General features: G+C 68.1%; 22 protein-coding genes and 1 pseudogene. 17 read left to right on the forward strand and 6 right to left on the reverse strand.

The window, feature by feature from the left end; genetic code table 11:
* Positions 1-181: 181 nt before the first annotated feature.
* The 3 genes from ASC65_RS11165 to ASC65_RS17355 form a co-directional block, all read right to left on the reverse strand.
* Positions 182-649, reverse strand: a complete 468-nt coding sequence (locus tag ASC65_RS11165) for a hypothetical protein (protein ID WP_156459641.1) — start codon at positions 647-649, stop codon at positions 182-184.
* Positions 650-1240: 591 nt separating this feature from the next.
* The gene (locus tag ASC65_RS11170) at positions 1241-2401 is read right to left on the reverse strand and encodes a tyrosine-type recombinase/integrase (RefSeq protein WP_082526011.1); all 1161 of its coding nucleotides are present in this window, start codon (positions 2399-2401) and stop codon (positions 1241-1243) included.
* 234 nt (positions 2402-2635) lie between these two features.
* Entirely contained in the window at positions 2636-2959 is a 324-nt protein-coding gene (locus tag ASC65_RS17355) for a DUF6916 family protein (protein WP_056452990.1), read from the reverse strand.
* A 48-nt stretch (positions 2960-3007) separates the two neighbouring features.
* On the opposite strand from ASC65_RS17355, the gene ASC65_RS17360 reads away from it, so the two are divergent.
* From ASC65_RS17360 to metK, 6 genes and pseudogenes are all read left to right on the forward strand, one after another.
* A complete protein-coding gene (locus tag ASC65_RS17360) occupies positions 3008-3493 on the forward strand; it encodes a GNAT family N-acetyltransferase (RefSeq protein WP_056452993.1) in 486 nt (161 codons plus the stop codon).
* Positions 3494-3596: 103 nt separating this feature from the next.
* Positions 3597-4154 (forward strand): phage tail protein, encoded by a 558-nt coding sequence (locus ASC65_RS11185; RefSeq protein WP_056452996.1) that lies wholly within the window; start codon positions 3597-3599, stop codon positions 4152-4154.
* 102 nt (positions 4155-4256) lie between these two features.
* Positions 4257-4406: pseudogene (locus ASC65_RS17830) on the forward strand (helix-turn-helix domain-containing protein); the annotation flags it as partial.
* A 112-nt stretch (positions 4407-4518) separates the two neighbouring features.
* Positions 4519-4785, forward strand: coding sequence for a hypothetical protein (locus ASC65_RS17595; protein ID WP_056452999.1), 267 nt, complete (start codon positions 4519-4521; stop codon positions 4783-4785).
* Positions 4786-4968: 183 nt separating this feature from the next.
* The gene (locus tag ASC65_RS11195) at positions 4969-5421 is read left to right on the forward strand and encodes a hypothetical protein (RefSeq protein WP_056453002.1); all 453 of its coding nucleotides are present in this window, start codon (positions 4969-4971) and stop codon (positions 5419-5421) included.
* A gap of 55 nt (positions 5422-5476) precedes the next feature.
* Complete coding sequence (gene metK / locus ASC65_RS11200) at positions 5477-6682, forward strand: methionine adenosyltransferase (protein ID WP_056453005.1); 1206 nt, start codon at positions 5477-5479, stop codon at positions 6680-6682.
* Here the strand turns inward: metK and ASC65_RS11205 are convergent.
* Positions 6679-6930 (reverse strand): hypothetical protein, encoded by a 252-nt coding sequence (locus ASC65_RS11205; RefSeq protein ID WP_056453008.1) that lies wholly within the window; start codon positions 6928-6930, stop codon positions 6679-6681. The two genes, metK and ASC65_RS11205, sit on opposite strands and share 4 nt — an antisense overlap.
* Positions 6931-7016: 86 nt before the next feature.
* Here ASC65_RS11205 and trmB point away from each other — a divergent pair, with 86 nt between their 5' ends.
* Complete coding sequence (gene trmB / locus ASC65_RS11210) at positions 7017-7724, forward strand: tRNA (guanosine(46)-N7)-methyltransferase TrmB (protein WP_056453011.1); 708 nt, start codon at positions 7017-7019, stop codon at positions 7722-7724.
* Here trmB and ASC65_RS11215 read toward each other — a convergent pair.
* Both ASC65_RS11215 and ASC65_RS11220 read right to left on the reverse strand, forming a co-directional pair.
* Positions 7711-8238, reverse strand: a complete 528-nt coding sequence (locus tag ASC65_RS11215) for a biotin transporter BioY (protein WP_056453014.1) — start codon at positions 8236-8238, stop codon at positions 7711-7713. The genes trmB and ASC65_RS11215 overlap by 14 nt on opposite strands.
* Positions 8235-8723, reverse strand: a complete 489-nt coding sequence (locus tag ASC65_RS11220; protein ID WP_056453017.1) for a protein-tyrosine phosphatase family protein — start codon at positions 8721-8723, stop codon at positions 8235-8237. Before ASC65_RS11220 ends, ASC65_RS11215 begins: the two co-directional genes overlap by 4 nt.
* A 163-nt stretch (positions 8724-8886) precedes the next feature.
* On the opposite strand from ASC65_RS11220, the gene rimP reads away from it, so the two are divergent.
* The 10 genes from rimP to rpsO all read left to right on the forward strand — a co-directional run bounded on the left by rimP (position 8887) and on the right by rpsO (position 19345).
* Positions 8887-9432 carry a ribosome maturation factor RimP gene (gene rimP / locus ASC65_RS11225; protein WP_056453020.1) on the forward strand — a complete coding sequence of 182 codons (546 nt, stop codon included), beginning with the start codon at positions 8887-8889 and terminating at the stop codon, positions 9430-9432.
* 2 nt (positions 9433-9434) lie between these two features.
* Positions 9435-11198, forward strand: coding sequence for a transcription termination factor NusA (gene nusA / locus ASC65_RS11230; protein WP_056453023.1), 1764 nt, complete (start codon positions 9435-9437; stop codon positions 11196-11198).
* 18 nt (positions 11199-11216) lie between these two features.
* Complete coding sequence (locus tag ASC65_RS11235; protein ID WP_056453026.1) at positions 11217-11885, forward strand: RNA-binding protein; 669 nt, start codon at positions 11217-11219, stop codon at positions 11883-11885.
* A 79-nt stretch (positions 11886-11964) separates the two neighbouring features.
* Positions 11965-15009, forward strand: a complete 3045-nt coding sequence (gene infB / locus ASC65_RS11240) for a translation initiation factor IF-2 (RefSeq protein ID WP_056453029.1) — start codon at positions 11965-11967, stop codon at positions 15007-15009.
* 79 nt (positions 15010-15088) lie between these two features.
* Positions 15089-15604, forward strand: coding sequence for a hypothetical protein (locus ASC65_RS11245; protein WP_056453032.1), 516 nt, complete (start codon positions 15089-15091; stop codon positions 15602-15604).
* 38 nt (positions 15605-15642) lie between these two features.
* Positions 15643-16230 carry a hypothetical protein gene (locus ASC65_RS11250; RefSeq protein WP_056453035.1) on the forward strand — a complete coding sequence of 196 codons (588 nt, stop codon included), beginning with the start codon at positions 15643-15645 and terminating at the stop codon, positions 16228-16230.
* The gene (locus ASC65_RS16770; protein ID WP_082526014.1) at positions 16227-17534 is read left to right on the forward strand and encodes a DUF2459 domain-containing protein; all 1308 of its coding nucleotides are present in this window, start codon (positions 16227-16229) and stop codon (positions 17532-17534) included. Before ASC65_RS11250 ends, ASC65_RS16770 begins: the two co-directional genes overlap by 4 nt.
* Before the next feature lie 139 nt (positions 17535-17673).
* A complete protein-coding gene (rbfA, locus tag ASC65_RS11260; RefSeq protein ID WP_056453039.1) occupies positions 17674-18117 on the forward strand; it encodes a 30S ribosome-binding factor RbfA in 444 nt (147 codons plus the stop codon).
* Positions 18117-19049 carry a tRNA pseudouridine(55) synthase TruB gene (truB, locus tag ASC65_RS11265; protein ID WP_056453046.1) on the forward strand — a complete coding sequence of 311 codons (933 nt, stop codon included), beginning with the start codon at positions 18117-18119 and terminating at the stop codon, positions 19047-19049. The genes rbfA and truB overlap by 1 nt, the downstream gene beginning before the upstream one ends.
* A gap of 26 nt (positions 19050-19075) precedes the next feature.
* The gene (gene rpsO, locus ASC65_RS11270; RefSeq protein WP_056453048.1) at positions 19076-19345 is read left to right on the forward strand and encodes a 30S ribosomal protein S15; all 270 of its coding nucleotides are present in this window, start codon (positions 19076-19078) and stop codon (positions 19343-19345) included.
* Positions 19346-19562: the final 217 nt, after the last annotated feature.

Consider the following 19562-nt stretch of genomic DNA (forward strand, 5'->3'; position numbering starts at 1 on the left):
CAGCCAGTTCCCGTGCCCATTTCGGCTTTTACCCATGTCGGGCCGGGGCTGTGCGCGGTGGGGCCACGCTTCTCCCGTATGTCGTCAGACGGCTATGGACACGGCCACCACCGACAAACCCTGCGCCCCGTCGTACGCCGGGGCCGACCGCAGGGGTTTCGTCAAAATCTTGAGTCGTTGGTCAGAGTTTCAGAAGTTCGAGGTGCGTGATGATGTCCGCTGTGATGCTTTGCTTGACCACGTAGTGGGCAGCTCGCCTCCAGTCGCTTGAAAGAGGTTGGAGGTCGAAAGTCGGGGTCGCGTCTCGACGCCTGATGAGAGGCCTTGTCGGGCGAGCCAGGATGGAAACTTCGGTCGGAAAGAGGAACTGGCGCATTTCCGCCGGGAGGCCCGCTGGATAAGTCAGCGCCTTCAGGCCGCCCGCTCCCTCGGTGCAGTCCCGCCCGAAGCGCGACCTGAGAAAGCCGCGATAGCGGGGTTCTTCATCGGGCCGCAGACGGACGAAATAGTGAAGGTGGGGATCGAGCGATCCTGCCCGGTCGTAGCGTTCTGCCACACCAACCAAAAACGGCAGGTGATCGGCCTTGAGGGTGGAGCGGTTGGGTAGATGAGAGCGGTCGTACCCGTAGGTGCGGAGGACCACCGCCAAGGGCTTCAGCAACTCGCGGTGGAGATCGATTTTCGACCGCCCGACTAGGCCCAACTTCAACGTTCCAAAGTGTGTGACCCCATTTGTCTCTGCGAGGTCATAGAGAGCGTCGGCGATTGCGGCACGTCGATATTTTGAGGGCAAGAGGGGTCAGTCCGGGGCGCGTCTCGCGTTGTTTTCTGGAGCGCATATTGTAGCGCGAGCTGCGTTAAATCGTAAGCGAGAACGCCCTTATAGGGAGCCGTTCCGAACGCGGCGGACTACGGAGAAGCGTTGATTGTCTCGCCCACTACCGATGACCAACGTCACTTCCGATCCCGGACCGTCGCCGGCCATTAGGATTTGTCAGGTTGACCATTCAGGTTCGCAATCTGGTCAGCTTCACCAATCCCTTGCCATGACAGGGTTTGGGCCGGACGCGCCGGATCAAGGTGCATCTGTATAAGGGCTAACCAAACAGCTGGAGCCGATTATTGTTAGGTTTCATCAGGTAGATTTCGACCCGCGAATATAAGGCCCCAAACCTTATACCCCCGAATGAACAGGGCCCCCCGGTCCATTAAGCGGTCGAAATCTCTAAGACTTCCGATTTCAGCGGCCCGCTCGCATCAGTTCTGTTGCCCTCGTGATGCCGTCCTTCTGGACCGTGTGGAAGAGCGAGGCATACCCGAGGGTGGTCGAAGCTTGCGTGTGTCCGAGGCTCTTTCCGACGGTCATCAGGTCGGACCCGGTGGACAGCATGAAGCTGGCGTTCGTGCGCCGCAGATCGTGTCGCCGGTGGTGTCCAATGTCCGCGCTTTCGAGAATGCACTGCCAAGGCCGCTTTAGATCAACACGCGGCTTGGTCCCGTCCCTTCCGGGAAACAGGAAAGGCGTGTCCGGACGTTCTGATCGCATCCGGTGCAGCATTTCCACGGTCGCTGGCGCGAGCGGGAGGCGGTGAACAATCTTGGTCTTGGTGTGGCTCGACGGCTTTACCCAGAAACCTTGATCTAGGTCGAACTGGTCCCACGTCGCTTTTGTCACTTCCCGAAGCCGCGCGCCGGTGAACAGGAGGAGTCTGACGCCGTCGGCTGCGTGTTGATCGCGATAGCTGTCACAGGCGTCGAGAAGCGCGGTGACTTGGGCAGGAGAGAGGTAGTTCCACCGGCGGTCCTCCTGGAACTTCTCCACCCCTCGGCACGGGTTGTCGCTTCGCCATTCATTCTGGATGGCAAGCGTGAACATCCGACTCAGCACGGCGCGGAGCTTGTTCGCTTGGTAACGGCTGACCTTTTCGCGAGTGTCATTGTGAATGCACCGGATGTCGCCGACCGTGATCTCGATGACTTTCCGTCGTCCAAAGCGAGGCAGGGCGTAGCGGTCCAGCAGGCGGCGCGCGTCGCTGATCGTCTGTGCCTTCAGGCCCCGCTGCGGCCCATAGACCTCGCAGTAGTGAGTTGCGAGTTCGGATAGCGTGACCGCTTCCCGCGACCCTTTCCTGTCTCGGCTCGGGTTGCCTCCTTGATCGACAGAAACTCGATATGCTCGGGCGATCTTGCGGGCCTGCTCCACGCTCATCGCCGGATACCGACCGACGGTGAGGCGGCCTTGTTCCGAGCGGCTAGATCGGAACTGAAATACAAAGCTGCGACTTCCAGCGGGGGTCACGCGCAGGCCGAAGCCCGGCACCTCCGCGTCCCAAACAACGGAGTCGTTGGCGGCGTTATCAATGAGGGTCTTGGTCAGTCGTTGGCTGGTTCTACGGGGCAAGTCGATCTCCTTTCCTCAGGAGCTACGGCGGGCCTTTCGTGGAAGCAATATGGAAGCAAGCGAACCCGTTTTCGGCAGTTGTGCCCCGTAGGTCGTCGTGCGATCAGCCGCTACCGAACTGTATTTTCGTACCTTTCCGTCTGCCCCCGTCGAACCCCGTATATTTGACGCGGCATTCGTAATGCGGGGGTCAGGTGTTCGAGTCACCTAAGCGGCACCACTCTTTTCCTCAGTTCAGTTGAACACCGCATGGTACGCCCGGCGCGGGCCCGGAGGGGTCTGGGTCGGGATGAGGTGCACCGACAGCGGCGGGCCGTCGCCGCGGGCGCGCATGACGTAGTGGCCCTCGCTGAGCAGGGCGTCCCAGGGCGTCGAGAAGGTCAGGATGAAGGGCTCGGCGGCGCCGAGGCCGTTCGGTTTCAGCCGGTCGGCCGAGTCGAGGCGGACCGCGATCGGCTGGGGGGTGGCGTCGACCAGCCAGGGATGGCCGACCTGGGACTCGAAGTCGGCCAGCGTCAGCTTCCGCGCGATGACATCCATGATTTCGTCCCCGTCCATGCGACCGCCCCATGGTGCATGTCCCGGCGACGTGCGCAATCTGCGGTCATGAAGCCGAGCCGTATCGACCCCGCCGAGATCGACCTACGCCCCGAGACGCCCGCCGACGCCGATGCCGTCGCCCGGATCGTCCGCGAACATTTGAGCGAGGCGCTCGCCGGCTTGCCGCCCGAGATGCGCGACGGGCCGCTGCTGGACATCCAGGTGCGCGGTCGCGAGGCCGGGCTGACCGCCTTCCCGGACCTGTTCCGGCGCGTCGCGGTCGTGGGCGGCCAGGTGGCGGGCCTGCTGCTGCTGGATCCCCGGCCCGAGACCCTGCACGTCGTCGAGATCGCCGTGGCCGGCGTCTGGCGGCGGCGCGGCCTGGCCTCAGCCCTGCTGGCTCGGGTCGTCGACGAAGCCCGAGCGACGGGGCGGCCGGCGACGGCGTCCATATTCCCCGGCAACGCCGCCTCCCTGGCCCTGTTCGGAGCGGTCGGGTTCCAGCTTGAGACGAGCCCGGACGCCGCCCAGGTCCGTGCACGGATAGGTTAACCGAACGTTGTTCTACATTCTTGTGGTGACGGTCGGCCGAACAGGCTAGGCAGTATGCGCGCGACATCCCGTCGCCATTGAAAGCCAACCTACGGAGACGTCGATGGCGGAGCCCTTTATCGGTACGATCCAAGCTTACGGTTTCAACTTCGCGCCCCGCGGCTGGGCGACATGCCAGGGCCAGGTCCTGGCGATCGCGCAGAACTCCGCGCTGTTCTCGCTGCTCGGCACGACCTACGGCGGCAACGGCCAGACCACCTTCCAACTGCCCAATCTGGGCGGCCGGGTCCCCAACGGGCAGGGCCAGTCTCCGGGCCTCAGCCCGTACAGCATGGGCCAGATTTCGGGGACCGAGACGGTCACCCTGACCACCCAGCAGATGCCGGCCCACAACCACTCCCTGAACGCCTCGACCACGGTCGGCGCCACCTCTGCGCCGGCGGCAGGCAATGTCCTCGGCTGCCCGACCGGCCAGGACGAGACGTCGCTCAACCCGGTGGCGGTGACCATCTACGCCCCGGCTCCGGCCACGCCGACGATCGCCTTGGCGCCCGCGTCGATCGGCGCGAACGGCGGCAACCAGCCCTTCTCGATCATGCAGCCGTACCTGACCATCAACTGGTCAATCGCTCTGGAAGGCATCTTCCCGAGCCGCAACTGACGCACGGCCCGCGGAGGCTCCGGATCGCCTCGTTCGACGAGGGTCGATCTGGACGCCTCCGCCGGATCGTCCTAGCTAGGATCGCCTGTATCGGAGCGATCGATGTCGCCAAGTCTCAGCGCGCGTCAGGAACAATGCCTGCGTCTGACCGCCTTCCTGACCGACAAGGAGATCGCCGTCCGGCTGGGCCTGTCCGAGGCCACCGTCAAGAAGCACGTGCACGAGGCCTGTCGCCGTCTGGGCGTCAACCGCCGCAAGGCCGCCCTCGCCCTCCTGGAACGAAACGTACCAGAGTCTACGAAAGACCCCATTGGCTCGGGTGAAACCCTGACTTCTGATCCCGTCCTCGACAGGGAGTCAGACCATGGCATCAGACAGTACGCCGCTTCCCCACTGGACCTGGGAGGACCTGGAGGCGGCGCTGGACGCGTTCAGTCCGGCGGGGGAGGGCGATCCGGTGCGAGCGCACCTGATGCGGGGCCTGGCGGACGACGCGAAGCTGGCGACGCCCCGGGAGTTGCTGCGCCAGGTGCTGAGCGCGGGCTGGGTGATGGCCCAGGTCGGCGCCCGCCACCCCACCGGCGGTTCGGCTATGTCGCTCCGCCCCGCGGCTGGGCCCTCCGTCTCCTGATCCTCGCCGTCGCCGTCGTCCTCGGCGCCGTAATGGTGAAGGCTGTGGCCGACATGGTCGCCGACTTCACCAGCCAGGCCCAGGTCATCGACCGACACACCGTCGCCCAGCCGGCGACTCAAGGCTGAGTCGCCGCGGGCTGCGACCCATTCAATCAATCCCGTCGCCGGGGCGGAGCCGTCCATGACGCCCTTCTCGATCTTCCTGCTCGTTCTGAGCCTGGCGGTCTTCCTGATCGCCTGGCTGAAAGGCGGACACGCCGAGCGAAAGGGCGTGCTGATCTGCATCCTCGCCTACCTGTCGTCCTACGCCGGCCGGGGGCTGAGGATCGACGATCTCCAAATCGGAGACGCGATCGCGGATCTGATCGTCACCGGGGCCTTCGCCTGGCTGGCCCTGCGGAGCAACCGCTGGTGGCCGTTCGCGGCCACCGCCTCGATGATCCTCATGTTGGTGGTCCACGCCTCTATGGTTCTGGTGCCCGAGTTGACCGTGCGAGGCGACATGGCGGCGCGGATGGGGCTCAGCGTGGTGCTGGTGCTGTCGATCTTCGGCGGCGTCGTCGAGCGATGGCTGGCGGGCGAACGCCCCGTCAGCGAGACCGCTACATGGACGCGTCGTCGCCCAGCGACTTGAACATATAAACATATCTTTATATGTCTGTCGGACATTGCCTCTCGAGGAGTCCGCCTTGGCCCGTTCGTCCTTCCTGTTCACTTCCGAAAGCGTTTCCGAAGGACACCCGGACAAGGTCGCCGACCGCATCTCAGACACAGTCGTCGACGCCTTCCTGGCCCAGGATCCGGAGGCGCGCGTCGCCTGCGAAACCCTGGTGACCACCAACCGCATCATCCTCGCGGGCGAGGTGCGCGCCACCAAGCCGGGGAACACCAAGGAAGAGAACGAGGCCTTCACCCAGGCGATCATCGACAGCCTTGAGCCCTTGGTCCGCGCTGCGGTGAAGGACATCGGCTACGAGCAAGACGGCTTCCACTGGGCCAAGGCCAATTACGAATGCTGGCTGCACGCCCAGTCGGCGGACATCGCCGTCGGGGTCGACGCCACCAACGAGAAGGACGAGGGCGCGGGCGACCAGGGCATCATGTTCGGCTACGCCTCGAACGAGACGCCGGAGCTGATGCCGGCCACCCTTCAGTACAGCCACAACATCCTGAAGGCCTTGGCCGAAGCTCGCCATTCGGGTCGCGAGCCCAACCTGGAGCCGGACGCCAAGAGCCAGGTCACCCTGCGCTACGAGAACGGCAAGCCGGTGGCGGCCACCGCCATCGTCGTCTCCACCCAGCACAAGCCGGGCCTGACCCAGGCGGACGTCGCCGCCATCGTCAAACCGATCGTCCAGTCGGTCCTGCCGGCCGCGCTGATCACCGACCAGACCGTCTGGCACATCAACCCGACGGGCGTGTTCGAGATCGGCGGCCCGGACGGCGACTCCGGCCTGACCGGGCGCAAGATCATCGTCGACACCTACGGCGGCGCGGCCCCGCACGGCGGCGGCGCCTTCTCGGGCAAGGATCCGACCAAGGTCGACCGTTCGGCCGCCTACGCCTGCCGCTACCTGGCCAAGAACGTGGTCGCCGCCGGCCTGGCCGAGCGCTGCACCATCCAGCTCAGCTACGCCATCGGCGTCGCCGAGCCGCTCAGCGTCCACGTCGACCTGCACCGCACCGGCAAGATCGACGAGCATGTGCTGGAAGCCGAACTGCCCAAGCTGATCGGCGGCGCCAGCCCGCGCGCCATCCGCCAGCACCTCGGCCTCAACCGGCCCATCTACGCCCGCACCGCCGCCTACGGCCACTTCGGCCGCGAGCCGGACGCGGACGGCGGCTTCGGCTGGGAGAAGACCGACCTGGCCGAGAAGTTGCAGGCGCTGCTCTAGGGTTCGTCGTCGAGTTCGGGTTCACCGGTCTCCGGCGAGCCCTTCGGCGCCTCGTCCTTGGCTTCGGCCACGTGGCGCTGGGGCGGATCGAGCACGGCCCCGAAGCCGAACAGCATGGCCGCCACCATCTGGAACCCGCCCTTGCGGCGCGAGGCCGCACGGCCGCGCCCGCCGGCCGTCGCCAGCGTCGCCCAGATCACCAGTCCGATCAGCGCCAGGCCCGCGGCCCAGCCGATGATGTCCGCCATGCGCCGACCCTCCTCCCCGCAGATGGGGAACCGGCTCCGCTTGTGAAGGACTCGCGCCTTTCGCGCGACCGCCTATAAGGCGCGCCATGTCCTCCCCCTCCGACACCTCGTCCGCCCCGACCTGGGGCCCCCTCCGCTCGTTCGGCCGCATCAAGTCGCGCACGCTGAAGCCGCGCCAGGCGGCCCTGTTCGACACCCTGCTGCCGACCATCGCGGTGCCCGCCCCCGCCGCCGGCCCGATCGACCCGCAGGCCCTGATGCCGGGCGCCGAGGAAGTCTGGCTCGAGATCGGCTTCGGCGGCGGCGAACACCTGGCCGCACAGGCCTCGCGCCATCCGACCGCCCTGATGATCGGCTGCGAGCCCTTCCTGAACGGCGTAGGATCGGCGCTGCGCCATATCGACGAGCAGCAGCTGAAGAACGTGCGCCTGCACGCCGGCGACGGCCGCGATGTGATGAACGCCCTGCCCGCCGGCTCGCTGGACCGGGTGATGATCCTCTTTCCCGACCCCTGGCAGAAGGCCCGCCACAACAAGCGCCGCCTGATCCAGGACGAGAGCTGCGCCGAGATCGTCCGCCTGCTGAAGCCGGGCGGCCGGCTGCGCTTCGTCACCGACTGGAAGGACTACGCCGACTGGGCCCTGGAGCGGTTCGAGCGCACCCCGGGCCTGGCCTGGATCGCCGAGCGCGCCGACGACTGGCGCACGGCGCCGGCCGACCACGTGGTCACCCGCTACGAGGAAAAGAAGCTGGGCGACACCCCGCCGATCTTCCTGGAGTTCACCCGCGTTTGACGCGGCGGCCGGAGGCCCGGCGCAGGGCGAGGAAGCCGATCAGAGCGACCATCGCCGACTTCACCGCGGCTCCGATCAGGAAGGGCGTCACGCCGTGCTCGATGGCGGCCTCGACGCCGATCTTCGTCGCCAGCCAGCCCGCGCCCAGGGCGAGGATCAGCAGGTGCAGGCCGAACAATCCGGCCGTGAGGGCGACAAGGCCCTTCGTCCGTTGCGCCAGCAGGCCGGCGAGCGCGGCGGCGATCGGGAAGGCGACCAGATAGCCCGCCGTCGGGCCGCTGAACGACGCAAGCCCTCCGGCGCCGTCCGACAGCACCGGAAGACCCGCCGCGGCCATGGCCAGATAGATCAGCGCGGCGCCGCCGCCCCAGACCGGCCCCAGCAGCACCCCGCCCATCAGGATGGCGAAGGTCTGCAGCGTCATCGGCACCGGAGCCATGGGCACGGCGACCTGGGCGCAAAGCGCGGTCAGCAGGGCGAAGGCGACCGCCGGGAACAGGCCGGCAGCCTTCACAGCTCCCCCGCCGCGAAGGCTTTCAGAAACTCGTACTGCTCGTCGGTCTCAGGCACCGGCCGACCGCGGGCGCGGCCGACGCGGAGGATGGCTTCGTCGGGATTCATGCCGCCGCAGATCAGGGCGCTGATGGCCATGGACGGGGCCCGCCCCAGGCCGGCGCGGCAGTGGATGACCAGCGACTGACCGGATCGCAACCGCTTGTCGATGGCGGCGGCGGCGCGGCGGTAGTGCCCGACGTTCGGGGGCACGCCATGGTCCGGGATCGGGAAGTTGTAGAAGCCCAGGCCGTGCCGATGGGCGGCCTCGCGCTCCCCACCCAGTCCGAGCATCTCGGCCTCGGCGGTCTCGAGCATGCTGACCACCTGGTCGACCATGCCGTGCGCCAGGGCCGACATTTCCCCGTCCAGGTGATCGCCGCCGTCGGGACGTCGCGAAACGCCCAGGCGGCCGGGGTGATCGAGCGGGATCCAGTGGACGTTCATCGAAGCCGTTTCTGGAGCGCGCCGCAGCGGTTGGCAATGAGGGGCTGACAAACCTGTTCGGCGGGTCTATATGCCGCCTCACATCGTTAGACCGGCGTCCGACGGCGCCGTTTGAAGCGGCGGCCCGGACGGCCAGCCGCTTTTGTTTTGTCTGGGACTACCCTTGAAGGCCAAGACCGCCGAAGACCGCGCTCTGCTGGAGCTGATCGAACCCGTGGCCGAGAGCCTGGGCCTCGACATCGTGCGCGTGCGTCTGATGGGCGGCACCCAGCGTCGTCGACTCCAGATCATGGCCGAGCGTCCCGAGGACCACGACATCGCCGTCGAGGAATGCGCCCGCCTGAGCCGGGCCGTCTCGGAAGTGTTCGACGCCGCCGACCCGATCGCCGGCGAATATCTGCTGGAAGTCTCGTCGCCGGGCGTCGACCGCCCGCTGACGCGCCTGTCCGACTTCGACCTGTTCGAGGGCTACGAGGCGCGGCTGGAGACCGACCGCATGATCGAGGGCCGCAAGCGCTTCAAAGGCGTGGTGGCCGGAATCGACGGCGACAGCGTGGCGATGGATCTGGAAGGGGAGGAGGACACCGCCCTCATCCCGTTCGAATGGCTGGTCGACGCCAAGCTGGTGCTGACCGACGAACTGATGAAGGCGGGCGCCGAGAAGCGCGCCGCCCGTAACGACAACAACTCTGTTGAGACCGAGGACTAATCATGGCTGTCGCTGGCGTTTCCGCGAACCGTCTTGAGCTGCTGCAGATCGCCGACGCGGTCGCGCGCGAGAAGAATATCGACAAGGAGATCGTCGTCGAGGCGATCGAGGAAGCGATCCAGAAGGGCGCCAAGTCGCGCTACGGCGCGCATCACGACATCCGCGCCAAGATCGACATCAAGTCGGGCGAACTGGCTCTGACCCGTCACGTGACCATCGTCGAGGACGACTGGCAGCCGGAAGACGAACTGGAAGAGTTCAACGACAGCGCCATGGTGCGCCTCAAGGACGCGATGAAGCGCGATCCGGAGGCCGTCGTCGGCAAGGAATACATCGAGCACCTGCCGCCGTTCGAGTTCGGCCGGGTGCAGACCCAGATGGCTCGCCAGGTCGTCATGGGCAAGGTTCGCGACGCCGAGCGCGCCAACCAGTACGAAGAGTTCAAGGACCGCGTCGGCGAGATCGTCAACGGCACCGTCAAGCGTGTCGAATACGGCAACACCATCGTCGACCTGGGCCGTGGCGAAGGCATCATGCGCCGCAACGACTCGATCCCGCGCGAAGTGTTCAACATCGGCGACCGGATCCGCACCTACATCTACGACGTGCGCCCCGAGGCGAAGGGCCCGCAGGTCATGCTGTCGCGCTCGCACCCGGGCTTCATGGCCAAGCTGTTCGCGCAGGAAGTTCCGGAAGTCTACGACGGCGTGATCGAGATCCGCGCCGCCGCCCGCGACGCCGGCTCGCGCGCCAAGATGGCCGTGCTGTCGAATGACTCCTCGATCGACCCGGTCGGCGCCTGTGTCGGCATGCGCGGCTCGCGCGTGCAGGCGGTCGTCGCCGAACTGCAGGGCGAGAAGATCGACATCATCCAGTGGAACCAGGACGAGCCGACCTTCATCGTCAACGCCCTGGCCCCGGCCGAAGTGTCCAAGGTCGTGCTCGACGAAGAAGCCGACCGCGTTGAAGTCGTGGTGCCGGACGAGCAGCTGTCGCTGGCCATCGGCCGCCGCGGCCAGAACGTCCGCCTCGCCTCGCAGCTGACCGGCTGGCAGATCGACATCATCACCGAGTCGCAGGACTCGGAGCGCCGCCAGAAGGAATTCACCGAGCGCACCGCCCTGTTCCAGGAAGCCCTGGACGTCGACGAAGTCATCGCCCAGCTGCTGGTCACCGAAGGCTTCGCCACGGTGGAAGACCTGGCCTTCGTCGAGCCCTACGAAATCTCGGACATCGAAGGCTTCGATGAAGAGACCGCCGAGGAGCTGCAGGCCCGCGCCCGCGACTTCCTCGACCGTCAGGCCGCCGAGCAGGACGGCAAGCGCAAGGCGCTGGGCGTCGAGGACGGCGTTCTCGAGGTTCCGGGCGTCACCCTGCCGATCGCCGTCGCCCTCGGCGAAGGCGGCGTGAAGACCGTCGAAGACCTGGCCGACCTGGCCACCGACGAAATCCGCGGCGGCTACGAAGTCCGCGGCGGCGAGCGGGTGAAGGTCCCGGGCGTGCTGGAAAGCTTCAGCCTGAGCCAGGAAGACGCCGAGATGCTGATCCTCCAGGCCCGTGTGGCCGCCGGCTGGATCGACGCCTCGGAGCTGCCGCAGCCTGAGCCGGAGCCGGAGTACGAAGAAGAGTTCGCGGAGGGCGAATACGACGCCGAGTCCGTGTTCTCGGGCGCCGCTTCGGAAGGCGAGGCCGTCGAAGAGGCCGCGCCGGAAGGCGACGACGCGGAGGTCTTCGCCGAAGACTCCGACGAATCCCAAGACGCGTGATGGGAGCCCCGACCGTCCATGAGTCTGCGCGAAGCGACGATCGATAGGGAACGCCGCGACCTGGTCACCCACCAGGTCATGGACGAATCTCGCCTGATCCGCTTCGTCGCCGCTCCGGACGGCACGGTCGCCCCCGACCTGGCGCGCAAGCTGCCCGGCCGCGGCCTCTGGGTCGCGGCCGACCGCGCCTCGATCGAGGCGGCGGTGAAAAAGAATCTGTTCTCGCGCGCCGCCAAGGCGCCGCTGAAACCGGCCGCTGACCTGGCGGACCTGGTCGAGACCCTGCTGGTGCGCCGCTGCCTCGAACAGTTGGGACTTGCCCGGCGCGAAGGCGTTCTTATCTCAGGCTACGAAAAATCGGCCGCCGCGATCCGATCCGGCCGGGCCGTATGGCTGATCGAGGCGGCGGACGGGTCCGCCGACGGGCGGGGCAAGCTTCTGGCGCTGGCCAGACATCAGTCTCCCGAGCCTAAAGTCTGCGGCGCTTTCAGCGCGGACGATTTGAGTTTGGCCCTCGGGCTGGAAAATGCGATACACGCCGTCCTGCTTGAGGGCGGGCGGGCCGATCGCTGGACCTTCGAGGTCGAACGACTGGCGGGATTTCGACCGCTTCAGCCCACCGGGTGGGCCCTGAAGGCGGCTGAGGACCCGGACAAGGATTTGAGCGGGCGGGGTTCCGCTCCCTGAGGGGGGCGGGCGCCGCACGACTTTTTGTGTTTGGACGAGACGGTGGCGGACTTCCCGCCATCCCGAGTAAAGCGACCGGATGACTGACGAAAACGACAAGACCAACGACGGCCAGCAAAACCCGAACGGGACGCCCTCCCAGTCGGGTCCGCGCGCGCCGCTGAGCCTGAAGCCTCGGCAGGCGGGATCGGTTTCGACCGGCACCGTTCGCCAGAGCTTCAGCCACGGCCGCACCAAGACCGTGGTGGTCGAAACCAAGCGCCGCGTCGGCGCCGGACCGGGCCATCAGCGCCCGCAAGGCTTCGATGTCGCGCGTCCGCGCACCGACACGCCGGCCGCCCAGGCGCCGCGCCCGGCCGGCGGACCGCGCGACACCGGCAACCTGTCGGCCTCCGAGCAGGAAGCCCGTCGCCGCGCCATCGAACTGGCCACAGCCCAGAACGTAGAGCGTGAAGCCGCCGCCGCCGCCGAACGCGCCCGCAAGGACGCCGCCGCTCGCGAACAGGCCGCCGCCGCCGAGCAGGCCGCCAACGCCGCCCAGGCAGAGGCCGCCGCCGCTCGCGCAGCCGCCGAGGCCGCCCGCAACGAGGCCGCCAAGCTGGCCGCCGCCGCGCCGCCGAAGCCGGCTCCGAAGGCCGCCGCTCCGGCCGCCCCGGCGGCTCCGACCCCGGCGCCCGCGCCGACCGAGGCCGCCGCTCCGGCCCCGACGCCTGCTCCGGCCGCCCCCGCGGCGCCGGCTCGTCCGGCTGCTCCGGCGCGTCCGACGGTCAATTTCGGCCAGCGCACGCCCAAGCCCGGCAATCCGGCCCGCGCCCCGGCTGAACGCCCCGCCTTCGGCGGCCGCTCGGCTCGTGAAACCGCCATGGGCGGCGGCGAGCGCAGCTATTCGGATCGTCCGCAGCCGGCCGCCGGCCGCCCGCAAGGCGCAGCCGGTCGTCCGCAAGGCGGCGCCGGCCGTCCGGCCGAGCCGGTCCGCTATTCGGCCCTGACCCCGCGTCCGGCTCCCGGCGCCGCCCGTCCGGGCGGTCCGCGCACCGGCCCCGGCGGCCGTCCGGCCCCCAACGCCCCGCCGGCCACCCCTGAGGTCGCCCGCCCCGCGCGCGCCGGCTTCGGCCGTCCCGCCGGCAGCAAGGCCGAGGAAGATCGCGACAAGCGTTTCAGCGACGCCGGTCCGGGCAAGGCCGTCAGCCGCACCCGCGGCGAGCCGAAGCGCCGTGAAGGCCGACTGACCATCCAGGCCGTGGCCGGTGGCGACGAGGACGCCGCCGAGCGCATGCGCTCGCTGGCCTCGGTTCGCCGGGCTCGTGAACGCGAAAAGGAAAAGCGCAAGGGCGGCTCGACCGACGCGCCCAACCGTCCGCGCGAAGTGGTCATCCCCGACACCATCACGGTCGGTGAACTGGCCAACCGGATGGCCGTCCGCGGCGTCGACATCATCAAATTCCTGATGCGTCAGGGCATGATGATGAAGATCAACGACGTCATCGATTCCGACACCGCCGAACTGGTCGCCGAAGAGTACGGCATGGCCGTGCGCCGCGTGTCCGAGTCCGACGTTGAAACCGGCTTCCTGTCTGACGCCGACGCGGCCGACTCCGAGGCGACGACGCCGCGTGCGCCAGTCGTGGCTATCATGGGCCACGTCGACCACGGCAAGACCTCGCTGCTCGACGCCCTGCGCACCACGGACGTGGCGGGCGGCGAAGCAGGCGGCATCACCCAGCACATCGGCGCCTATCAGGTTCGCCTGGAAAACGGCCAGCGGGTCACCTTCCTGGACACCCCGGGCCACGCCGCCTTCTCGGCGATGCGGGCGCGCGGCGCCAACGTCACCGACATCGTGGTGCTGGTCGTGGCCGCCGACGACGGCGTCATGCCGCAGACCATAGAGGCCATCCAGCACGCCCGGGCGGCCAATGCGCCGCTGATCGTGGCGGTCAACAAGATCGACAAGCCGGGCGCCGACTCGACCAAGGTGGTCAACGAGCTGCTGCAGTACGAAGTCATCGCTGAAAGCCTCGGCGGCGAAACCCAGATCATCGAGGTGTCGGCCAAGAACCGCACCAACCTCGAAGGCCTGATCGACGCCATCCTGGTGCAGGCCGAGGTCATGGACCTCAAGGCCGATCCGGATCGCTCGGCTGAAGGCGTGGTCATCGAGGCCAAGCTCGACAAGGGCCGCGGCCCGGTCGCGACCATCCTGGTCAAGCGCGGCACGCTGAAGCGCGGCGACATCGTCGTGGCCGGCTCCGCCTGGGGCAAGGTCCGCGCCCTGCTCAACGAGCGCAACGAACAGCTGACCGAAGCCGGTCCCTCCGTCCCCGTCGAGATCCTCGGCCTGGACGAGGCGCCGTCGCCGGGCGAGCCGCTCGCCGTGGTCGAGAGCGAGGCCCGCGCCCGCGAACTGACCGAGTACCGCGCCCGCGTGAAGCGCGAAAAGGCCACCGGCGGCATCAACCAGGTCTCGCTGGCCGACATGATGTCCAAGCTGGGCGCCAAGAAGATCTCGGAACTGCCCGTGGTCATCAAGGCGGACGTGCAGGGTTCGGCCGAAGCCATCGTCGGCTCGCTCGACAAGATGGGCAACGACGAGGTCCGCGCCCGCACCGTCATGTCGGGCGCCGGCGGCATCACCGAGAGCGACGTGCAGTTGGCCAAGTCGGCCGGCGCGCCGATCCTCGGCTTCAACGTCCGCGCCTCGAAACAGGCCCGCGACCTCGCCGACCGCGAGGGCGTGGAGATCCGCTACTACTCGATCATCTACGACCTGCTCGACGACATGAAGGGCGTGCTCTCGGGCATGCTGGCGCCGCTGCAGCGCGAAACCTTCCTGGGCAACGCCCAGGTGCTCCAGGTCTTCGACATCTCGAAGACCGGCAAGATCGCCGGTTGCCGCGTGTCCGAAGGCGTGGTGCGCAAGGGCGCCAAGGTCCGCATCATCCGCGACGACGTGGTGGTGCTGGAGCTGGGCACGCTCACGACGCTCAAGCGCTTCAAGGACGAGGTCAACGAGGTCCCGTCGGGCCAGGAGTGCGGCATGCACTTCCAGGGCTTCCAGGACATCAAGGCCGGCGACTACATCGAGTGCTTCACGGTCGAAGAGATCAAGCGGACCCTCGACTAGGTCCGGGTCGATACGAAAACAGAAGGGCGGCGTCTTCGGGCGCCGCCTTTTTGCCTTACGGGTTGAGGATCACAGTTCCATGCGTCGTTTCCTGATCGCCTCCCTCGCCTTCGCCTCCATCGCCGGCCCGGCCGCCGCCGAGACCCGCTACCTGGCGTTCGACGCCTCGGACCGGATCACCCAGGCGATGACCCGCGGCATCACCCTGGAAGCCGACCGCGGCCTGTTCGGCTCGATCAGCGTGCGCCGGATCATCTCGACCTCGCAGCGCGGTTCGGCCGAAATCCGCCGCGGCGGCCCGAGCGAGGTCCGCGGCGTCCTGCCCGAAGGCGCCACCGAAACCTCGATCTACACCGTTCCCGGGGAAGGCGACGGACGCGGCCTGTCGCGCGCCCTGTGTCCGACCGCCGACGAGGTGTGGCTGGTGCTGGGTCGGGTGCGCCTGGGTCGTCCGCTGACCGCTCATGCCGTGGGTCGCTGGTCTGACGGAACCTACCGCCACTGCGTCCAGCTGTCCTACGACTGGCGCGGCGAATGGTCGGCGCCGCCCGTCGGGGGTCCCGGCGAGGATGGCGGCGCCCCAATCGCGCGATAGTCGTTCACCGACTCCGAACACCCCGCTACGGTTGCGGCATGCCCGCAGCCACCGCCTCCAATCAGACAGCGCTCAGGCGCCTGGCCGGCGCCCTCGGCGTGCTGTGCCTGGTGTTGTTCCTGCTGGCCATCGAGCAGCGGCACACGGTCGCCGCCTGGGCGGCGCTGCGCGAAGGGGTCGGCCAGTTGCGGGCCCGCGCTCTGGACGAACCCCCGCCGCTTCCCGCCGCGCCCGCGCCTAACCACATCGTCCTGACCGGTGAATACGCCCCGGCCGACGAGGCGGCGCGGACCGCGACCGGCGCGCTGACCTTCACAGGCGCCCAACTGCGCTTCGAGAGTGGCGAAAGCCTGCGCACCCGCCCGCTGCGCATCGCGCTGGCGGGCGAGCCCTGGGCGGCGGGCCACAGCTACGCCGGCCACCTGCTCCTTCCCCAGGACTCTCAGGTCGAGCTGCGCGAAGTCACCGCCTCCACCGCCGATCGACTGTGCGACGGCGCCCCGGTGAACGCCGCGGCCCTGCTGCACCTGGGGCCGACGGTCACGCTGATGTTGTTCCGCGGCCAGCCCGAATCGCACGCATCCTCCGACATCCTCTGCGGCGTCTGGAGCTACTCCGCCCGATGAAACGCTTTCGGATCCGCCTGCCTTTCGGCGCCTGGCTCGCAGTCGCCGCGGCCTTCGGCTGGCTCCTGGCCGTGCTGACCTGGACCGCCCCCGGCGACCCGGCGCTATGGCGGGCTTCGCCGGACGTCGAAGGCTTCGACGTCCACCTGCTCGACAACGGCTTCCACACCGACCTGGCGGTGCCCCGCGACGCCCTGGAGTTCCGCCCCGGCCCCCTGGCCGACGCGGTCCGGAGCCTGCCGCCCGGCGACTGGATTCTGATCGGTTGGGGCGACGCCAAATTCTACGTTGACCAGAGTCCGATCTCCGACCGCCTCCTGGACGGCGCCCGCGCCTTCTTCCGGCCCGGCAACGCCTCGGTGATCATGCTCGATCCGGCCCAGAAGAACCCCATCGACCTGTTCGCCGACGAGGGCCGCCGCTCGTTCCGGATGTCCCCCGAAGGCTTCGAACGCATGGCCGCCCACATCGAAGCGTCGCTGGACCTCTCCACCGGAGCCCCTCGCGTCGCCGCCGCGCGCCCGAACGACGACGCCCGCTTCTTCGCCAGCCATGAGCATTTCTGGATCGGGCGCCTGTGCAACCACTGGACAGCCGACGTGCTTAACGCCGGCGGCCTGCCGGTCCGACCGTTCCGCTCCATCGTCTCATCCGAGCTGCTCGCCGCCATCGACCGCGACGCCGCGCCCGAGACCCGCGCTTTCCAGGCCGCCTGGGGTCGCTCGCCCCCCTTCCGGGACGCGCCGGAAGAGATCTGCGCCAGGGACTGCTTCTTGTGGGAGCCGGGCGCTCTCATCCCCATCGAAGGCGACCGCCTCGCCCTCGTCTCCACCGGCCGCGGCCTGTGGAGCGAGACTTCGCCCGGGGCGCTCGCCATCCATTATGTGGAGCGAACGCGAACCGGGTTTCGCCGCCTTGCCGCCCCACCGTTGAAGCTCAAGTCGGGCTGGCTGGGCAAGCCGCCCGCGTGGACCGTGCGCCGGGACCTGATGGCCTCGCCGACCCTCGTCGCCGAAGGCGAATATCAGAGCCGCGGCTATCAATGGGCCTGGGCCTCGCTCGTCGAACTGACCCCGGAAGGGCCCCGCCTGAGGGCCGACGAAGTGACCACCTTCAAGGACAACGGCAACATTCCGAACCGCGCCCGGGACTGCCGGATCGAGGCGACTCTGGAACCCGGCGCGTCCCGCCGCGATTTCCGGGTGCGGCATGTCGGCTCGGCCTCGGCGCTGGTGACCTGGCGTCAGGGAGCGGACGGCGTGTATCGGCCTGTCGACGCCCCCGCCGGTCTGTTGACGTGCTGATGCTGGACTTCCCCCGCGGCGAGGCTTAGACCCCGCCGCTCATTTATCGGCCGCGTTCGAAGGGCTCCATCGCCCTCGTTCCGACGCGGCTTCGCTTTAGAACCGGGTCCGAGCCCCGGCGGGCGACGAGGACAGAGTCATGAGCAACCGCAAACCCAACAAGTCCGGCGCCGGCGCGGGGCCGAGCCAGCGCCAGCTGCGCGCCGCCGAGCTGATCCGCCACGCCCTCGTCGAGGTGCTGCGCGAGGAAGAGATCCACGACCCCGCCCTCAAGGACGTGTCGATCACCGTCACCGAGGTGCGCCTGTCGCCCGACCTCAAGCACGCCACCTGCTTCGTCGAACCGCTCGGCGCGGGCGTAGACAGCGCCCCCACCGCCGGCCACGTCGGCGAGATCGTCAAGGCGCTGAACGCCCACGCCAAATTCCTGCGCGGCGTGCTGGGCCGTCACATCGATATGCGCTTCACCCCGGACCTGCGCTTCCGTCACGACGAAAGCTTCGAGGCCGCTGAGCGCCTGAACCGCCTGCTCGACGACCCGCGCGTCCAGGCCGACCTCGCTCGCCCCGACGAAGACCTCTGATGGCGCGCCGGAAGAAGGGCGAAGTCGTCAACGGCTGGGTCTGCCTGGACAAGCCGCTGGAGATGGGTTCGACCGAGGCGGTCTCGAAGATCCGCCGCCTGTTCAACGCCCAGAAGGCCGGCCACGCCGGAACGCTGGATCCTCTCGCCTCCGGCATGCTGCCGATCGCCTTGGGCGAGGCGACCAAGACCGTGCCCTTCATGGTCGACGCCGAGAAGGTCTACCGCTTCACCATCAACTGGGGCATCGCGACCGACAGCATCGACCGCGAGGGCGAGATCATCGCCCGCTCGGACGTGCGGCCGACGCTCGAACAGGTGACCGCCGCCCTGCCCGCCTTCGTCGGCGAGATCGATCAGGTGCCGCCGCAGTTCTCGGCCATCAAGGTCGACGGCCAACGCGCCTACGACCTGGCCCGCGAGGGCGCCGAGTTCGAGCTGGCCGCCCGCCGGGTGACCATCCACGAGGCCGCGGTGACCGCCGCGCCCGACGCCGACCACGTCGAACTGACCATCCGCACCGGCAAGGGCGTCTATGTCCGCTCGTTGGCTCGCGACCTGGCTGCAGCCCTCGGGGCCGAGGGTCACGTCTCGGCCCTGCGCCGCGAACGGGTCGGCCCGTTCTCGGCCGAAAACGCCGTGACACTGGATTTTCTCGAAGATCTGGTGCATAGGGGCGCCGCCTCGGAAGGCTTGCTTCCCGTCGCGACCGCCCTGGACGACATCCCGGAGCTGGCCGTGACGGATCAAGACGCCTTCTCGCTTCGGCAGGGACGGCCGATCGTTCTGCTCCCCAGACAGGTCGAAACGCTCAAGAGCCGCCTTCGGGAGGGCTCCAGGATCGTTTCAGCCTTTCAGGGCCAGACCCTCGTCGCTCTCGGTCAGTTGCGGGCCGGCCGGCTAGAACCCGACCGCGTTTTTAATCTCCCCTGACGGGGACTCCAGCTGGAGACTACCCGATGTCGATTACTGCCGATCGTAAGCACGAAGTCATCGCCGACAACGCCCGCACCGCTGGCGACACCGGTTCGGCCGAGGTCCAGGTCGCGATCCTCTCGGAACGCATCGCCAACCTCACCGAGCACTTCAAGACCCACAAGAAGGACAACCACTCGCGCCGCGGCCTGCTCAAGATGGTCTCGCAGCGTCGTCGCCTTCTTGACCACCTGAACAAGGTCGATCGCGAGCGCTACACCGCTCTGATCACCAAGCTGAACCTGCGCCGCTAAGGCGAAGGCGAAGACCGGATAGAGATTTTCGAGGCGCGGGCGTCATGTCCGCGCCTCGTTCCGCATCCAGAGACTGCCCGAGCGCCGCGGGATGTACCGGCGCAGGGAACCCGACACCGGGTTCCGACGACAGACGCGAGGGCTGCAACGCCGGTCCTCATATTCCCGGGTCTTCCGCGATGGCGCGGCGGCCCATGGACCGAAGGACTGAACGCCC

The organism is Brevundimonas sp. Root1279 (assembly GCF_001425945.1).
Taxonomy (GTDB): domain Bacteria; phylum Pseudomonadota; class Alphaproteobacteria; order Caulobacterales; family Caulobacteraceae; genus Brevundimonas.